15 protein-coding genes and 2 pseudogenes are annotated in these 18263 nt (G+C 46.9%); 12 read left to right on the plus strand and 5 right to left on the minus strand.

What is annotated here, in order from left to right:
- Window positions 1-7: 7 nt before the first annotated feature.
- Both C4S60_RS10350 and C4S60_RS10355 read right to left on the minus strand, forming a co-directional pair.
- A complete protein-coding gene (locus tag C4S60_RS10350) occupies window positions 8-1306 on the minus strand; it encodes a TRAP transporter large permease (RefSeq protein ID WP_103880274.1) in 1299 nt (432 codons plus the stop codon).
- A gap of 3 nt (window positions 1307-1309) precedes the next feature.
- Complete coding sequence (locus tag C4S60_RS10355) at window positions 1310-1792, minus strand: TRAP transporter small permease (protein ID WP_103880275.1); 483 nt, start codon at window positions 1790-1792, stop codon at window positions 1310-1312.
- 113 nt (window positions 1793-1905) lie between these two features.
- On the opposite strand from C4S60_RS10355, the gene C4S60_RS10360 reads away from it, so the two are divergent.
- The 6 genes from C4S60_RS10360 to C4S60_RS10385 all read left to right on the plus strand — a co-directional run bounded on the left by C4S60_RS10360 (window position 1906) and on the right by C4S60_RS10385 (window position 9080).
- Window positions 1906-2823, plus strand: coding sequence for a LysR family transcriptional regulator (locus tag C4S60_RS10360; protein ID WP_103880276.1), 918 nt, complete (start codon window positions 1906-1908; stop codon window positions 2821-2823).
- Window positions 2824-3025: 202 nt separating this feature from the next.
- Window positions 3026-4558, plus strand: a complete 1533-nt coding sequence (locus C4S60_RS10365) for an ABC transporter ATP-binding protein (RefSeq protein WP_103880277.1) — start codon at window positions 3026-3028, stop codon at window positions 4556-4558.
- Complete coding sequence (locus C4S60_RS10370; protein ID WP_103880278.1) at window positions 4551-5711, plus strand: ABC transporter permease; 1161 nt, start codon at window positions 4551-4553, stop codon at window positions 5709-5711. Before C4S60_RS10365 ends, C4S60_RS10370 begins: the two co-directional genes overlap by 8 nt.
- Window positions 5711-6640 carry an ABC transporter permease gene (locus C4S60_RS10375; protein ID WP_103880279.1) on the plus strand — a complete coding sequence of 310 codons (930 nt, stop codon included), beginning with the start codon at window positions 5711-5713 and terminating at the stop codon, window positions 6638-6640. Before C4S60_RS10370 ends, C4S60_RS10375 begins: the two co-directional genes overlap by 1 nt.
- Before the next feature lie 311 nt (window positions 6641-6951).
- Window positions 6952-8028 carry a BMP family ABC transporter substrate-binding protein gene (locus C4S60_RS10380; RefSeq protein WP_103880280.1) on the plus strand — a complete coding sequence of 359 codons (1077 nt, stop codon included), beginning with the start codon at window positions 6952-6954 and terminating at the stop codon, window positions 8026-8028.
- Window positions 8029-8096: 68 nt separating this feature from the next.
- Complete coding sequence (locus tag C4S60_RS10385) at window positions 8097-9080, plus strand: isopenicillin N synthase family dioxygenase (RefSeq protein WP_103880281.1); 984 nt, start codon at window positions 8097-8099, stop codon at window positions 9078-9080.
- Window positions 9081-9117: 37 nt separating this feature from the next.
- Here C4S60_RS10385 and C4S60_RS10390 read toward each other — a convergent pair whose 3' ends face one another.
- The gene (locus C4S60_RS10390) at window positions 9118-9408 is read right to left on the minus strand and encodes a hypothetical protein (RefSeq protein WP_103880282.1); all 291 of its coding nucleotides are present in this window, start codon (window positions 9406-9408) and stop codon (window positions 9118-9120) included.
- Between the two features lie 655 nt (window positions 9409-10063).
- On the minus strand, window positions 10064-10813 hold the full coding sequence (locus tag C4S60_RS10395; RefSeq protein WP_160111354.1) for a cytochrome b: 750 nt from the start codon (window positions 10811-10813) through the stop codon (window positions 10064-10066).
- A gap of 339 nt (window positions 10814-11152) precedes the next feature.
- On the opposite strand from C4S60_RS10395, the pseudogene C4S60_RS23650 reads away from it, so the two are divergent.
- The 6 genes and pseudogenes from C4S60_RS23650 to C4S60_RS10425 form a co-directional block, all read left to right on the plus strand.
- Window positions 11153-11527: pseudogene (locus tag C4S60_RS23650) on the plus strand (transposase family protein); the annotation flags it as partial.
- A gap of 359 nt (window positions 11528-11886) precedes the next feature.
- Entirely contained in the window at window positions 11887-14256 is a 2370-nt protein-coding gene (locus C4S60_RS10405; protein WP_103880284.1) for a heavy metal translocating P-type ATPase, read from the plus strand.
- A 10-nt stretch (window positions 14257-14266) separates the two neighbouring features.
- Window positions 14267-14671, plus strand: a complete 405-nt coding sequence (gene cueR, locus C4S60_RS10410; protein WP_103880285.1) for a Cu(I)-responsive transcriptional regulator — start codon at window positions 14267-14269, stop codon at window positions 14669-14671.
- 77 nt (window positions 14672-14748) lie between these two features.
- A pseudogene (locus C4S60_RS10415) lies at window positions 14749-15143 on the plus strand (transposase); the annotation flags it as partial.
- Between the two features lie 323 nt (window positions 15144-15466).
- Window positions 15467-16099: a peptidase M15 gene (locus C4S60_RS10420; protein ID WP_103880286.1), complete on the plus strand. Its 633-nt coding sequence runs from the start codon at window positions 15467-15469 to the stop codon at window positions 16097-16099.
- A 108-nt stretch (window positions 16100-16207) separates the two neighbouring features.
- On the plus strand, window positions 16208-16864 hold the full coding sequence (locus C4S60_RS10425; RefSeq protein ID WP_103880287.1) for a HEPN domain-containing protein: 657 nt from the start codon (window positions 16208-16210) through the stop codon (window positions 16862-16864).
- Window positions 16865-16964: 100 nt separating this feature from the next.
- Here the strand turns inward: C4S60_RS10425 and C4S60_RS10430 are convergent, their stop codons facing one another.
- A complete protein-coding gene (locus C4S60_RS10430) occupies window positions 16965-17864 on the minus strand; it encodes a YeeE/YedE thiosulfate transporter family protein (RefSeq protein WP_244183080.1) in 900 nt (299 codons plus the stop codon).
- Between the last annotated feature and the right edge of the window lie 399 nt (window positions 17865-18263).

Consider the following 18263-nt stretch of genomic DNA (forward strand, 5'->3'; position numbering starts at 1 on the left):
TTTCCTTTTAGTAACCAAACACAGTAGGGAGGAATAATGAGAGTTCTGACCAGAATGAGGTAAGAATCACGACAGGCAGATAACCAAATACGATTAATGACATCGCAGGGCCAACCACCTCAGAGAACTTGACGTTACCGATACGAGCGCCTAGATAAAGGATCGATGCGTACGGCGGAGTCACACCACCCATTGCCGTATTGACCCCCATAATCGCAGCGAACTGAATTGGGCTGATACCAATCGCTGTCATAAGCGGTAGCAAAAGTGGCGCGATAAGAATGATTGCAGTCAGATCATTGACCACCATTCCTACCAAAAACAGTAAGATATTGATGAAAATCAGTAGCAGGACTTTGTTCTCAGTGACCCCAAAAATCGCTTCAACCAATTGCTGTGGAATATCTTCGACCACAAACATTTGACTCAGGATCAGACTGAACAGAATCATGAACATGATTGAGCCAACGGCGGTTGCCGACTCTTTGCCCGAAATAAGCAGCGTCTTCCAGCTCAGACCTTTGTAGATCAGAAAGCCAACTGGCACCGCGTAAATAACCGCAACAGCCGCGGCCTCGGTTGGTGTCATCACGCCGCCGTAAATCCCGCCAAGAATAATCACTGGCATTAATAGTGCTGGTACTGCCGTAAACGTTTTGCTGGATGTCTGTTTGATCATCTCTGACATAGTAGGCTTGTCATCCAGAATCAGAGGAAACTTGCGCGCCTTGTAGATGTTGATCATGGCGAAATTGAACGTTACCAGCAGGCCCGGACCAAGCGTGGCCAGGAAACAGGCCAGAATCGATGTATCGGTCACCCAACCGTAAACAATCATGGTGACACTCGGTGGGATCAACAGCCCCAGAATCGACGAGTTGGCAATTAACGCGGTCGCATAAGCTCTTGGGTAGCCGCGCTTTTCCATCTCAGGGATAAGCAAGGGACCGATCGCCGCCACGCCTGTCAGACCACTGCCAGAGATAGCACCAATAATGGCGCAACTGAACGACGCAACAATGCCCAAACCACCACGTATATGACCCACAAATACGTTCACAAACCCGAGCAGACTGGCGGCAATGCCGCTGCGGCTCATGATGGTGCCAGCCAGTACAAAAAGAGGTATCGCAAGCAAAACGGGGTTCATTAACTGACCGGCACCCCACATCATATTTCCTTTCATCGACATGTCGCCGACGAAGCTCATGACCATTAATGCACCGCCAAAACAGAACGGTAATGGCACACCGAAGGTTAGCAGTATGACCAAAACGGCCACTGCCAACAGAGCTACTTCAATCATAATTTAAACCTTGTTTTCTATGTAAGTTGGAGACTTAAGTTGACGAATCAACCTGACAATGTGCATGGCAATAAAGAGAGTGATCAGAAGTAAACCGATAAATACGGAACATTCGTGATAGAAAGTGGGGATATAGAGCGTAGGACTCTCCTTCCAGACCCTCCATGCGTACTTGACGTAATCCCATGCCCAATAGGTAAGCCAGCTCGAAATCACTAAACTGATCGTCTCACTGATCAGCGCCAGGATCTGGTGGCCACGCTCTGTCTTAATAAAGATTTCCAACACATTTGCTCGTATTTGCGTATCTTCCCTGGACGCATTAACGGCACCAAGCATGTAGAGCCACAAGGTGGGGATCACCATCGACTCTTCCAGTCCCATAATCGGGACCTCAAAAACATATCGTGTCACCACCTGAACGAACTGCATCAAAGCCACCGATGCAATCAGGAAGGTGAGCAGATATCTGAATTTTTGCTCCACTGGTACATTTCCTTATTGTTTTATTTGTAAACACCAAGTTAATTTAAAGGTGACAGATGATAAAAACAAATTTAAAATTCCTCTAAAGTAATAAGTTTTTCTTATAGGTTAAAATGAGCAACATCTCGATCAAACAACTCGAAACCTTCCGCACCGTGATGCGCTCAGGTTCGGTGACATTAGCCGCCAAAACCTTGTGCCGAACTCAACCTGCGATCAGCGCTATGCTGGTCGGATTAGAGAAAGAACTTGGTTTTTCTCTGTTTGAGCGACATAAGGGACGGTTAGTCCCTAAGCCTGAGGCGTACTTTCTGCTTGAAGAGACGGACGCCATTCTGGAGCGCTTGTCACGCTCAACACAGCTGATGGCGGAAGTAAAAAACCTCACCCGAGGTAAACTTCGAATCGCCTGTATGCCCGCAGCGGCGCTTTTCTTTATGCCCCATGTGATCGCCGAATTTGTCAAAGACAGGCCTGAGGTTGAGGTATCGATGATGATGCGCAGCTCCACCATGGTTCAGGATTGGATTGCCTCTCAGCAATACGATATTGGCTACTCAGAACTGCCCAAAGACCGGGATTCATTTCATGTCGAGCCGATTCACCTTGAAGGTGTGGTTGCTCTGCATATCGACCACCCGCTTGCGACCAAAGAAGTCATAACCCCTAAAGACCTCGATAACGAGCCCTTAGCAACGCTGTTTACGCGCCACGCGGCAAGTGAACACCTGCGAGTCCTGTTTGAAGAACACAACGTGAAATATCGCCCCAGGTTTGAACTGCAAAACTATATTTCTGGGTTTGAGTTTGTGGAGCAGAAGTTGTGCGCGTGTATCTGCGACCCGATCAGCGCCGCCAGTTACAAGCACTACAAAGGCGGTCAGGGTAACGTCATCTTCCGCCGGTTCGCTCCGGTAATTACATTCGACCACGCCATTCTGACCCCAGCGCATAAGCCAATGTCACAATTGGCGAAGTTATTTGCCGAGAATATCAAGAGGAGTGTGGTTTCATTTGTAGCGGTATCTTAAGAGATGCAATGAGCAGTAAGCCCTCACCCTGACCCTTCCCTCTCCTTTCCTACCAGAGTGGTGCATACGCACCACGACTGGACAGTGGATATCCGACTGTTCAAAGAGACCATACAAACAACGTACCATCGGAGGGATAAAACTTGGTCAGTTTATTGCATTGAGCTCTTCACCTTAAGCATTTGAAAGGATTCTGTGCGAAATGAAAAACCCACCACTACTGGAACTCTGGCACGTCAGTAAGGCTTTTCCCGGCGTGATCGCCAACGACAATGTCGACATGATGCTCCATAAAGGGGAAATTCTCGCGCTACTGGGCGAAAATGGTGCAGGCAAATCGACGCTGGTAAAAATGATCTATGGTACGAACCAGCCAGACAGCGGTGCCATTTTATGGAACAACCATGAAGTCACCATAGACTCTCCTAATCAGGCGAGGCGTATGGGCATTGGCATGGTGTTCCAGCATTTCTCAGTGTTTGAAACCTTGACCGTCCAGGAAAACATTGAGCTCGCCCTCGACAAAGAGTTTCGTAATAAAATTGGCGACCTGCGAAAGCACATTCTCGAAATCAGCGAGAAATATGACCTTCATGTCCAGCCTGATCGCTACGTACACAGTTTGAGCATTGGCGAACGTCAGAGAGTTGAGATCGTTCGCTGCCTGATGCAAGACGTGAAACTGCTGATACTAGACGAACCAACATCGGTATTGACCCCTTTGGAGGTGACTGGGTTATTTCGTGTACTACGAAAGCTGGCCAAAGAAGGCTGCAGCATATTGTTCATCAGTCACAAACTCAAAGAGGTAACGGAACTGTGTGACAGAGCAATAATCCTGCGCGCTGGAAAGGTGAGCGGAGAATGCATCCCTGCCAATGAAACCGCTGACTCCATCGCCCGGATGATGGTCGGATCCGACGCGGAGCTTTCTGAACACTATCCGAAAAAGAGCTCCGACAACACGGCACTTGAGATCCACCAGCTGTCGCTAACACCATCTCATCCATTTGGGTGTGGATTAAACAATGTTTCGTTTCAGCTGAACGCAGGAGAGATCCTTGGCATCGCCGGAGTCGCAGGCAACGGGCAAGAGGACCTGTTAGCGGCGTTAAGCGGTGAAGACACCCGAACAAAAAGTGACAGCATCACTTTTAATGGGCGCGGCATTGGTCATCTCGACGCTGGTAAACGCCGCAAACTGGGTATGGCGTATGTTCCTGCAGAGCGACTCGGCCAAGGGGCGGTTCCCGAGATGTCGCTGGAAGACAATACCCTTCTGACCAATTCCGATACCCTGACCAAACATGGTCTGATCCAGCATCGTAAACTGGCATCTTTAGCGCAGCAGATCATCTCCGACAACAACGTCAAATGCCGTGATCGCTTTTCGCAGGCAAAAAGCCTGTCCGGCGGCAATCTCCAGAAATTCATCATCGGCCGGGAGGTAAAGCAAGCTTCACGGGTGCTGATTTGTGCCCACCCTACCTGGGGAGTAGACATAGGTGCAGCGAGCGCCATTCACAGACAGATCATTGAACTCAGAGATGCCGGCTCAGCCATTGTGGTGATCTCCGAGGATATTGATGAACTGTTTGTCATCTGCGACAAACTGGCCGTTCTCTACGAAGGGCAATTGTCCCCCACCGTCAACACTCAACAAACCACCATAGAAGAAATCGGCAAATGGATCGCTGGCGGGTTCATTCAAGACAAGGAGAGTCAGTATGCTTAATGCAGAACCAAGGGTGGAAAGCTCCAAAGCGATGGCCTGGATTTCTCCTTTTATTGCCATTGTCCTGACCATGCTGACCTCTAGTCTCATTTTTATGCTGCTCGATGTCAGTCCCGTCAAAGCCTTTAATGTGTTTATTATCCAGCCATTCAGCGATGCTTATAATATTGGCGAACTACTGGTTAAATCGACGCCGCTATTATTGTGTGCCGTTGGACTCGCAATTTGTTATCGGGCCAATATTTGGAACATTGGTGCAGAAGGACAGCTGCTCGTCGGGGCCATCGCCACCACGTACGTTGCGATCAATGCCACCGAAACCAGCGGGTTCGGCCTGTTATTTCTGGCTCTGCTTGCGGGCATCGCTGCGGGCATGGCATGGGCGGCGATACCCACCTTTTTGAACCGGGCCTTCCATACCAACATCATTTTAACCACCATCATGCTCAACTATATCGGGCTTTATACCCTGCTTTGGGCAGTTCACGGCCCACTTGCCGACCCGCAAGGTTTTGGCTTTCCCGAGTCAGTGATGTTCTCTGACAGCGTACTGCTTCCTCTGATACTCGATGAAGGACGAGCGTCGATCAGCATTCTGATTGCCATAGTTGTGGCTCTGCTGTGTGGCTTCTCCTTATTCAAGACCCTGCCCGGCTTTAAAATACGTGTCTACGGTGAAGACCAGCTTGCGGCACGCTATGCCGGGTTCAGCGGTAACAAAATCATTTGGGGAGTGATGTTATTTGCCGGTGCACTTGCCGGATTTGCCGGAGCGGCCGAAGTAACCGGCCCTATCGGTCAACTGATACCCTCGGTATCACCTGGCTATGGCTACGCCGCGATCATTGTTGCCTATCTGGGACGATTGAATCCCTATGGGATCATTGTGTCTGCTCTCTTTATGGGCGCGCTGTATATGGGGAGTGATTTAGCCCAAATTGAACTCGGACTGCCCACAGCCATCACCGGATTATTCCAGGGCTGTTTACTGTTTTTCTTATTGGCCTGCGATTTTCTGATCTTCTATCGCATCAAAGTCATGTCACCGAAAGCCTACTTCTCAAAAAGGGCCGCATCGCGTCAGTCCGTTAATACGATGACGACCACAGCAACAAACACTCAATCCGAATCGCAAAATCAAGGAGTACTCTAATGGATATCATACTGCTTCAACAGTTCCTCATCGCAACGTTGAAAACGGGTACCCCTTTGCTGTTGATCGCGCTCGGTGAACTGATCAGCGAAAAATCCGGCGTACTGAATTTAGGGCAGGAAGGCATGATGCTCATGGGCGCCATGGCGGGTTTTGCGGGTGCTTACTACACAGGTAGTTTATTTTTTGGTGTCAGCCTGGCGATTTTTTCCGGCATGATGATGGCCTTGATTTTCGGCCTGTTGTCGCTGGTCTTAAATACCAATCAGGTAGCCACCGGGCTAGCGCTCACTATTTTCGGTACCGGGTTAAGCGCTTTTCTTGGCACCAGTCTGGTCGGTACCACCATCGATGGGTTTCAGGATATCCACATCCCGCTTCTGTCGGACATCCCGTTTTTCGGCCCGCTGCTATTCAGTCAGGACGTGTTTATCTATCTGAGTTTGCTATTGGTGGGTGTAAGTTGGTGGGTAATCAATAAAACCACTATCGGGTTGACCTTGCGGGCGGTGGGTGAAAACCCTCACTCTGCCACTGCGCTCGGATTCAACGTATTAAAAGTCCGTATGATGACCACTCTGTTCGGTGGTGCCATGGCGGGACTTGCGGGCTCCTACATGTCGCTGGTCTATACCCCTATGTGGATGGAGAACATGACCGCCGGCCGTGGCTGGATTGCTCTGGCGCTGGTTGTCTTTGCGTCGTGGCGCATCGGCTACTTAGTACTGGGGGCTTATCTGTTTGGCGCCGCTTCTATCCTGCACCTGCTGATGCAAGGCTTCGGTTTTGATATCTCCCCTAACCTGCTCGCCATGACCCCATATCTGGCGACCATCGTCGTGATGGTGATCATCAGCTCAGATGCATTGAAACAGAAACTGGCCACACCGGCGAGCTTAGGCAAACCCTTTGATCCCAAGTTACATTAGAGAACTTGCACCTTTAACGTTGCCCTTTGTACCTAAGAGTGCAAAGGGCAATACCACCTAAACCTGCTCCCTTCAGCAGATCGCACAACTTTGGTGCGCGTCGTTACCCGAGATTCACCATAATCAGCCAACCAAGTCTGAGGCTAGCGACGCAGCACGCCTCACTCCACAACTCAACAGACCGCCGCCCCCTATCAAACAAGCGTTACACCGCCAGACAGCAACAATTAACACAATAGCAACAAGTTGGTCAGTATTTTGCAGTAGCTCCTGGCACGTTCCAAAAATCATAAAGAGAAATGGAGAATTTCATGAAACTGAACAAATGGATGACCACGGCAGCATTAACCATGTCTGCCATTTTTTCCACCTCAACACTGGCAGAGTCGCCGCTAAAAGTCGGCTTTGTTTACGTTGGCCCGGTCGGGGATCACGGCTGGAGCTACGAACACGATCAGGGACGACAGGAGATGGAACAGTATTTTGACGGTAAGGTCACCACGACCTATGTTGAAAATGTGCCTGAAGGCGCGGATGCGGAGCGCGTCATTACCCAGCTAGCGAAATCCGGCCACGACGTGATCTTTACCACTTCATTTGGTTTTATGAACCCCACCATCAAAGCGGCTAAACGCTTCCCGAAAGTCACCTTCGAACACGCGACCGGCTACAAACAATCGAAGAACGTCTCGACCTATGGATTGCGTACCTATGAAGGCCGCTATGTTTCTGGTGTTGCCGCAGGTATGGCGACCAAAACCAACACCATTGGCTATATCGCTTCGTTCCCGATTCCAGAAGTGATTCGAGACATCAACTCAGTCTATCTTGGTGCGAAGAGCGTCAATCCCGATATCGAGATAAAGATTGTCTGGGTAAACACCTGGTATGATCCGGGCAAAGAGTCTGACGCAGCCAATGCCCTGATCGATCAGGGTGCAGACATCATTGTGCAACACACGGATAGCCCGGCCCCGCTCATCGCGGCTGAAAAACGTGGCGTAATGGGTATTGGACAGGCCTCTGATATGAGCCATTTTGCTCCGAAAGCGCACATGTTTTCCGTTCGTGATGTCTGGGCTCCTCATTACATTGATACCGTTAAGCAGGTAATGGCGAAGACATGGAAGCCAGAGGACTTCTGGGGTGGCTTCCAGGAAGATATCTTACAGATCGTTTCTATCAACCCTGAGCTTCCAGCAGACATTCAAACAGCGATTAAGACCACTCACGCAAAAATCAAATCTGGCGAGTTCCACCCGTTCACGGGCCCCATGGTCGATAACACAGGTAAAGAAGTGATTGCAGCAGGTCACACCCTCAACGACAAAGAGCTGGCTGCAGTCAACTGGTATGTCGAAGGCATCGACGCGACCATTCCTAAATAACAACACACCACTTCACAACACCACCAAAACATTAGCCCAATCTCAGTTGGGCTAATTGGGACCACTCTATGAATGCAAGCTTACCCATTATCGACATATCCACACTCTCCGGCTCTGACCCCAAACAGTGGCAAGAAGTCATCACGTCAATAGATAACGCCTGTCGTGATAAAGGCTTTTTCTATGTGGTGGGACATGGCATCCCCGCCGAGCAATTTACCAAAGCCCAAACCATCGCCGATGTTTTTTTTGCTTTAGACCAAAATGAAAAGCAGAGAATCAATATCAAACAGTCTGCCAACCATCGTGGCTGGGGACAGGTGAACGCCGAGCAGCTCGACCCGTCTGGCCCGCAGGATTTCAAAGAGACGTTTGATATGGCGCTCGATTTAAGTGAGCATCACCCCCAGGTGGCGCGATGCCCTCTGCTGTACGGCCCTAACCAGTACCCCAATCTTGAGGGGTTCATACAAGTCATGCAGCAGCACTACGACCTCACTTTGCAGGTCGCGTTTAAGATACTCAAGGCCATGGCACTGGCCCTTAATCAACCGGAAGACTTTTTCACCCAATATTTCAACTGTCCAATCAGTGTGCTTCGTCTGATCCACTACCCTCCTCAGGCGCAAAACAGCAATGGCGCAGGCGCACACACCGACTATGGCTGCATTACCCTGCTATATCAGGACGATATTGGTGGATTACAGGTACAGGACGTAAACGGCACATGGCTGGATGCGCCACCCGTTGCCAATAGCTTTGTGGTCAATATTGGCGATTTAATGCAGCGCTGGACCAACAATCGCTACAAATCCACGCCGCACAGAGTGGTCAGCCCGACCGACAACATCACCCGCTTCTCGATGCCGTTCTTTGTTGAACCGGATTTTGATACCCCTGTCACCACGTTGGACTCATGTTTATCACCCGGCGAAGAATCCCGCTATCCCACCATCACGGCAGGAGACTGGATTTTGTCGCGGTTCTCGGAGACTTATGAGTATCGGAGTGAGGGGGAGGCTGATCAAAAGGAAAAAATTTCAATGGATTAATGATAAACGCCCAAAACGGGCGTTTACGAACAAAGCACTACTTATAGTATTGCTTTTGGCGTCTGGAATTGTGCTTCCAGCTCTTAACGGTTTTGTAAACCGTACTAGCGTAGTCATCCCAAGGGTCTGCCAGCGCCTTACCTCGTGCGGCACGCAGTTTAATCGGATACCCTTTACACTCGATTTGGTGTAAGAAATAAAAGCTTTTCTCCTGCTTGGTACTAAAGTGCTTGTGAGTGCCACTGCGAATTGCCACATAATCACGCCAGATGACACCACGAATCTCCTTTGTGGTCATATAGCGATATTGCGATTTTAATTTTTTCATGGTCCCTCCAGGTTTAATTAACCTAGAAGGGGTCCTCTGCAAAGTAGTTCATTTCTCGCTCCTAAAATGTTGCTATCCCCCTAAGGATTAGCACTATCACGAATATAAAGCCATAACCTCACCAACTTGGCCTAGTTTCTGGTCATGCTCTCCCACTCATCCACAAACGCCTGGTAACTCCACCCTACCGACTCGGTATATTTCATCAGATTCACGATATCTTGAGGTGTGTATCTCTCACGCTCTCCATAGGGAAATGTGACCGTTAGTTGACGCTCGGCATCCTTCAATGATCCATATTTCCGGCCATCAATCAGTCGATATAACCTTTTATTGAGGCAGCAAAATACCTACAATTACATCAAACGTGACACAGAACTCATACCATCAAGTGGGCATACCGGAATTAATAAATAATCTTTCGTGAATCACATCGTATTTCGCGTGAAAAGTATAGCCCATTCCTAAGACGACCAAGACTGCTACATTCTTTATTTTGTCGGCTAGGTAAGTCACCAACAAAACCCCGATGCTCACATAGATTTTGTAATACAGCGCGTTAAAATCACTTACTGCAATTGCAAATACAACAGAGTAAAAAGGAAAAGTGGCCAACTACACTGTATATAGTTTAATACTCTTGATTGAAAACCTATTAATGCGTGCCGTGGTGTTCAGATTCGTGCGCGCCTTCTTGTGAATGATTAATAACACCTTCTGGAGATAATGCGTGTAGAGAAGCCTCCATACTCGTATGCCCCGCACCATGTGCGTTGTCATGCGCTTTGTTTTGAACGCCTTCACTAGATAACCAAAGATAAATCGAAACAGCAAAAAACAAACTCGTCGTTGAGGCAATAAATATTCCCCCTGCTTTACCCAGATTATTTGAACTCATACGCTTTAGCGTCTCATCTTTATCTATGAAATGATGTTTTAGTGCGCCAGCAGCGTGCAACATGATCAGGGCGATCAAAGCGAAGGCTGCAAAAAAGTGAATATTCTGGTAAATGCCTATTGTTTCGTCATTTTTGGCGACCAAGTAGGGAAGCTCGAATAATCCAAAAAACGAAACCGGAAAGCCCGCTGCATTTGACATAAGCCAGCCAGACACCGGCATGATCAGAAGCAGTGCATAAAGGCTCTTATGAGTAATGAATGATAAACTACGCTCTAGCCTAGTGTGACTTACAGAGCTTGTAGGCTCGACGATTTTTATTCTCAGGTATATTCGAAATATGACCATAGCCAAAATCAACACCCCAAGCGATTTATGTAAATCGTAGAGCGTGATAAGAAGTTGTTCGTCACCCACTCCTTTCATATAGAAGCCAAGGGGTATGAGTGCAAAAACAGCGAGAGCACAAAAAAAATGGATAAATCTAAAGAACGCTGAGTAAGTCATTCTGAGTAACCTCATATCGTCAGTGAATAACAAATTAAATCTGGCTTTAACTCGCGATAATCCGCGAGCCCCCAAAAACGATAGAGGTTCCAACAATGGTAAGGTCAACTAGTTTTCGACAACTTTCTGTTAATTTTTTTAGCAATTGCAAGACAACAGGAAAGCCTGTTTTTCTCAAAGCCCCCTATACATTAACAATATTGGAAGATTTATCTTCACCAAAGCCTGTAGCTTTCACCACTGGTGTTATGACTTGGGGTGATTAGCTATCCCCAAGCTTTAAAATCAGCAAGGATGCTTAACCACATAATGCTCGACATTGATCCTTAAGTGCACGAGAAACGCAGTTTTGGTGCCCAGCGCTCACAAACAGAACCAATCCGACTTCTACAAGCACACCTAAGCACAGCGACTATCCATAGAGTTTTATAAGAAACTTGTGTTAAACCGATTGTAACTTACCAACGCAAAAAAGGTTTCCAAACATACGAGCGCCCGGTCCCTGGTGTTCGAGTCCAGTTGGATACCAGTAAAATAGCACATGGAATTTACCAGTACGCAGCTATCGATGACTGCTCCCGTTATCGGATTCCGAGGTGCTGTTCTCGGCGCACAGCAGCAAACACTGTCGATTTCATCGAATGTGTAGTGAAGGAAATGCCATCTCCTATCCAGCGCATTCAGGCGAACAGAGGGCACGAGTTATTTGCAGAGAGCGGTTCTTGCGGATACTCAAATAACATTGCCCAACCAAGATAGCGATATAACTGAACAGGTTAGTGGCGAAAATGCTCCCACAACTCCTCGATGAGTGCGTTGGCTTCGTTGATATCAGAGGCAACAGGTGGTGGTTTCGCAAATACAGATTTTTCTTTTTCATATTTCCAGCATGAAGACTGGAAATGATCACATAAGAAGAAAAAGTAGATCGACTGCGTTGGCTCACATTTGGTTTGTCAATGGCGGACTGGTTAACGGATACCGAATAATTAATCTTCCCACTTGACCTTGCCATTATGTCAAGGTCTAGATTTATTTTAACTGACCGCAGTAGTCACATGGGAGTATTCACTATGACAGAAACTATTCAGTTAGAAATAACCGGTATGACTTGTGCCTCTTGCGCGAGTCGAATAGAGAAAACCTTACTTTCAGTAACGGGCATAGCCAATACTAGTGTAAATCTTGCAACGGAAACTGCGACAGTAATTGGTGATGCTCAATTTTCTTCAATTGCCGACGCTATTAAAAATTCTGGTTATGGTCTCAAAACTCAAAAGCGGCAGTTTTCAGTCAAAGGCATGACCTGTTCGACCTGTGCCAAACGCATAGAAGAGGCGCTTTTGAAAAACAACAGAGTACTGTCTGCAGAGGTAAACCTGGCAACTGAAAAAGTTAACGTGCAATTTACAGCTGGCACGAGTGTTGACTCTTTGCAAAAAATTGTAGCTGCTGCAGGTTATGAACTGACTAACCACAGTGGTGTCGAACAGGCAGATGATACTACAGAGAGACCCCTTGCTTTTCAAAGAGACAGTTGGTCACTAATAGGCTCAGCCATCCTCACACTGCCGCTGGTGCTACCTATGATTGGGTTGATATTTAATGCAGATTGGATGTTGCCTCCGTTGTGGCAGTGGCTACTGGCAACCCCTGTACAGTTTTATTTTGGTGCCCGTTTTTACAAAGCCGGTTGGCATGCACTAAGAGCACGCTCTGGCAATATGGATTTACTCGTGTCAATGGGTACCAGTGCAGCTTATGGTTTGTCACTTTATTTATGGCTCAGCTATGAAGGGCATCATGACTCACCACATCTGTATTTTGAAAGCAGTGCGGCTATCATAACCTTGGTGTTACTTGGCAAATTATTAGAAAAGCGTGCAAAACAACGAACAACCGACGCTCTTAAAGAACTGGAAAGTCTCAAGCCCGCTTCGGCATTAGTGCGTCGAAACGATCAATGGCAAACCATTTCCACATCAGAGCTTAAAAAAGGTGACATGGTAAAAGTATTACCTGGTGAACGCATACCTTCTGACGGCATTGTCATTAAAGGCAGTAGTCATGTAGATGAAGCGTTAATTACTGGCGAAAGTATTCCACTACACAAGAGCATTTCAGACAAAATTACTGGAGGTTCAATTAATTTAGACGGGGTTTTAGAATTTGAAGCTTCTGCAGTAGGGGCGGAATCCACTCTATCGAAAATCATTAGTTTGGTCGAAGAGGCACAAGGCGCTAAAGCTCCAGTGCAAGCGCTAGTAGACAAGATAAGCAGTATTTTTGTTCCCCTTGTTCTGATTGTTGCTTTTGCCACAGTTTTGTTTTGGGGGCTAGTTTTCAATGATTGGACCCAAGGTATATTGCATGCGGTAGCGGTGCTCGTAATTGCATGTCCATGCGCACTTGGTTTGGCAACCCCCGCTGCAATCATGGCAGGTACCGGGACCGCAGCCAAGCATGGCATTCTAGTCAAAGATGCCGTTGCACTTGAAAAGGCGACTAAAATTGATTACGTAGTATTCGATAAAACTGGCACTCTAACCAAAGGAAAGCCTGAGTTGATGCAATCTACACCTATTCGAGGTAATGATAACGAAGTCATAACTCTAGCTTATGCCTTATCGCACAATAGCGAACACCCGCTGGCTAAGGCAGTTGTAAACTATGCTCAGTCACACCATATTGGGTTAGCCGAAGTAAATGAGTTTCAGGTTGTCGCAGGGAAAGGTGTAAAAGCTAAGGTGGAGGAACGCGATGTGATACTAGGCTCAAGTAACTGGATGAGAGAGCTTGGGCTTTCACTTCCAACCGACAAGATATCGACAAAGGGTGCATCAGTATCGTGGCTCGCCGAAACCAAGAGTGGCAACATAGAACTTCTAGGTCTACTGTGTTTTGCTGACAACGCTAAACCAGAAGCAAGAACTGCCGTTCAACGGCTACAAGACACTGGCATAAAAGTGGCAATGTTGACTGGCGACTCAAATGAGAGTGCAAATTATATCGCTATGCAACTTGGACTGGATAATGTACAAGCAGAAGTATTACCTCAAGAGAAAGCACACGCTATCTCGAACTATCAGGCACAAGGATATAAAGTAGCTATGGTTGGGGATGGGATTAACGATGCTCCGGCACTGGCTCAAGCTGATTTAGGTATAGCTATGGCTACAGGAACCGAAGTGGCAGTAAGTGCATCAGCAATAACCCTTATGCGTGGTAACCCTAAACTTGTATCTATAGCTCTGCTTCTAGCCAGCGCTACATATAAAAATATCCAGCAAAACCTTTTTTGGGCCTTTGCTTTTAACACGATTGGTATTCCTTTGGCGGCTATAGGTTATTTAAACCCAGTATTAGCTGGAGCTGCAATGGCATGTAGTAGTGTTTTTGTCATAACCAATGCCTTACGTTTACAACGAATGTCTTTTACATGAGGAGCATGCTATGACGAAACTTATGACGATTGGGGACGCTGCCAAGACCAGTGGTTTAACTGCTAAAATGATCAGACATTACGAGAAGTCAGGATTAATTCAAAATTCACCCCGCAGTGAATCAGGTTACCGCTTGTATAACAACGAGCAGATCGATCAACTAAGCTTCATACGACAAGCACGTAATTTAGGGTTTTCACTAGCGGACATACAGTCTCTGCTCGAGTTATGGCAAAATCCCGAGCGTGAAAGTCGAGCAGTCAAACAAATAGCGCAACAACATCTCGATGACATATCAACAAAAATTGCAGAGCTCCAGCATATGGAGAGGATTCTTATGGAACTTGCAGACAGCTGTAGTGGTGATGGTAGCCCACATTGTAACATTCTTAAGCGACTAACCTGTTCTAGCTGAGATCTGGTCTTGTAGTGGTTTAATGATCCCGGACACCAAATTAGGTGGTAAAGTCTCCACCATAAATGAGGTGTTCAATGGCAAAACGACAACGACGTACATTTTCTTCTGAGTTCAAAATGGATGCTGCGAGCTTGGTTTCGATCAAGGCTACTCAATAGCTGAAGCAGCACGCTCTTTAGATGTTGGTGATACAGCCTTGCGCCGCTGGGTCGATCAACTAAAGATAGAGCGTGGCGCTGCTGGTAGTCGGACTCTTGCTTCTATGCTGCAGTCTGAAGGCTTCGAAGTTGAACGATTCAAAGTACGAAAGCTTATGCAAGAAGCTGAGCTGATAAGCAAACAACCAGGCTCGCACCGCTATAAGCAGGCTAAGTCAGAACGACCAGATATCCCGAATCTGCTGAAGCGTGAGTTCTCCGTTGCTACGCCAAATGAAGTTTGGTGTGGTGATATTAATTACATCTGGTCAGGCTAAGAGACATCAGCTATTACTTGATGGACTACTGCAATAGGCAACTGCCTCACCAAGCAAATGATGGGCTGTCGCCAGTTAATGCCGAAAATCGGCTTAAATCAGTGTCCGGAATTTGTTGTCCACTATACACCCAGCAATAATGGGTTTTAGAGTGTTAAACAAAAGGCTGCTCTCCACGGCTCCCGCCAATTTTAACTCACATCATGTTTCTAACTCTTGTCATTGTTAAAACACTCCAACAGCTTCTATCCTGATTCATTATGCAAAATGAAATGCAACCCAATGCACTTGGGTAAACCGATCACAAGGAGGGGACGGTGAAACAACCTCAACGCGTTAAATCTCTAGAGGAACTAGGTAGAGTCAGACTCTCTCCAAATTTCTTCATGCGCGATTTTTTGTATTCCGAGATCTCACAAATAGAAGGGATCCCAAATATTCCAGACTATCCCGATATCGCCATTCAGTCTGGTCGCCAACTTTGCGACAAAGTGTTAGAGCCCATCCAGAGTCAGTTCGGCCGTATATCGATTCGTTCTGCGTATCGCTCACCTGCCGTGAATGCCAAAGGTGCGGAGAATAAAAACCAGTACAACTGTGCCCGAAATGAGGCTAACTACGCTGGTCACATCTGGGACTATAAAGATAAAGACGGATACATTGGCGCAACGGCGTGTATCGTCGTGAACTCGTTTTTACCTTACTACGAAAGAACAGGCCACTGGCAAGCTCTCGCCTGGTGGATTCATGACAACGTGCCTGATTACTCAAGCATGTATTTTTTCCCAAAACTGGCTGCATTCAATATTTCGTGGCATGAAAAACCAACAAAAGAGATTAAGAGCCATATCCTCAACTCAAGAGGCATTCTGACCAGGCCCGGTATGGGCAATTTTGAAGGGCGTCATAACCATGAGTATGACCTTATGTTGAGGGAAGTCATGGGGTGAATGGTGGTGGGTAATTAACAACATTCAAATATTGCTCAACAGATCAAACATTAAGCAACAAAACACTTATATACTAACAAACATCCATTGCAGAATTGTAGCTAACATATGCCAGATTACACCGTATTGAAGACGCGTCAAAGAGTAGAGCGAACTACTTATCCTCAAAACCTTAGCCTGCGAATTCATAGAGCATTGAGTTGGCTCAACAAATCCGAACAGTGTGATGATGACGACTCTAAGTTTATCTTTTTATGGATCGCGTTTAACTCTGCCTATGCTCAAGAATTTGAACAGCGGGATAGTTACGGAGAACAAGGGCTCTACGGGGAGTTTCTAAAGAAGCTCGTTGAGTGTGATAAGAACAATCAACTGCACGAACTTGTTTGGAACGAGTACTCAAATGCTATTCGGGTTATCCTAGATAATGAGTTTATTCTTCAGGCCTATTGGAATTTCCATGCAGGTCGAATTGATGAAGAGAGCTGGAAAGAAGAGCGCTTTAAAGCAAAGGTTGCCGCAAACAAGGCGCTTAGCAACAATGACACTGCAAAAGTCCTCTCTATTGTTTTTTCTCGTCTTTATACGTTACGTAACCAATTAATCCATGGAGGCGCAACCTATCTAAGCTCGGCCAACAGACAACAAATAAAAGATTGCTCTAGTATTCTCGAAAAACTGGTACCGCTAATCATTGAGGTCATGATGGACTCTGCTGACCAGGTCTGGGGAGATGCGGTTTATCCGCTTATCAGCGATAGTTAGAAGACCTTGCCACAGTAGACGCTTATTGAAGGCCTCATTGCATTACAGGCATCGTCTTGTCTTCATTCCAAAGCAAGCACGAATGAGCAAGTAGCCAAAATCACGCTCCTTTGCCCCGAAAACTCACTACTCCCCAAATCCCCACAACTATTGAGAATGTGGTGACCAGTCCAGCTAGCGACAACGAAGGAAGCGAGACCAGCAGCTGAGTGTCGTTACCGCCTCCCGCCATGACTGCACCTATCCCCATCATAATACCCGCGGCAAAGTGCTTGGTGACTTGTGGAACAGACGTGCTTTCAAACTTGAAAGAGCTCGTTAATAGCGCGGCAACGACCATGCCAATCACCAAAAATGCGAACAGGTAAAAGCGCTCTACCCTAGGCCAACTCTCCTCTTGACCATTCCAGAGCGATAGACCCATTGATTTGAATAGTCCACTTGGCGTCCAGTGTGGTTCATAGATGAAAACCAACCCTGCCATCAAACCAATCCCCAGCATCGAAAGCCAAAGATTCCTCGTTTCTGTGCTCGAACGAAAGGCTAAGACCAGTAATACTGCAGATACGACGATGAGTATCCCAAGTAGGGTGGAAACCGCCATTGAATATGGAGAGACAGCCCCCCCTTTCAATATATCCGCTAACGTAAGCCATGCCACCAACCACCCGGCAACAGTAGCAAACATGACGATTTGGCCCCTAGCAAAGCGACTAATGGTCGATACCCCACAACCTCCGTTGAATGCCGCCCCCATGCCGAAAATCAGACCACCAGCAGCGGACCAAAGTGTTGGATAACTTGGAGAGTAATTCACGGGGTACTCAAACCAGTATGAGATGGCGATCGCTACCCATACTAAGGTACCACTTAACAAAATAGATAGTAGAAACACGGGCTTTCCAGAAACGGCTTCTTTCACACCACGTACCATGCATAATCCGGTGGTTTGAGCCAAAAAGCCTATGGTAGCGATAAATACTAGCGACAGAATAAGCATATGAGTCACCTGAAACGGGTTGAAAAGGCGCTATCAGTAACTATAGTCAGCCTTACTTTATTTCGCATTTGACACACAATCGGCGTTGTAAAGCACCTCGATGTAATTGAAGACATCCTTACGAGCTTCATCCTGTGTAACGCAGTTCTCCCTTTTTATATATTAAGTTTTAAAGATCTTTCTCCGGACATCCTCGCTATTAGATGATGAGTTCTTTTAGCTTGATCACGCGCTTTGGAAGATCCTCATTTGCATGAGGATGACGGCATTTTTGTTGTTGAAGTAGAAGAACGAAAAAGCCCAGCATTTCTTCTGGGACTCGAAGAGTGATATATCAAAGTTAGTCGTTTAATTCATTGAATTAAACGCAGTTATATGAAAATTTCATTAGATTTTAGA

The organism is Vibrio hangzhouensis (genome assembly GCF_900107935.1).
GTDB classification, from domain to species: domain Bacteria; phylum Pseudomonadota; class Gammaproteobacteria; order Enterobacterales; family Vibrionaceae; genus Vibrio; species Vibrio hangzhouensis.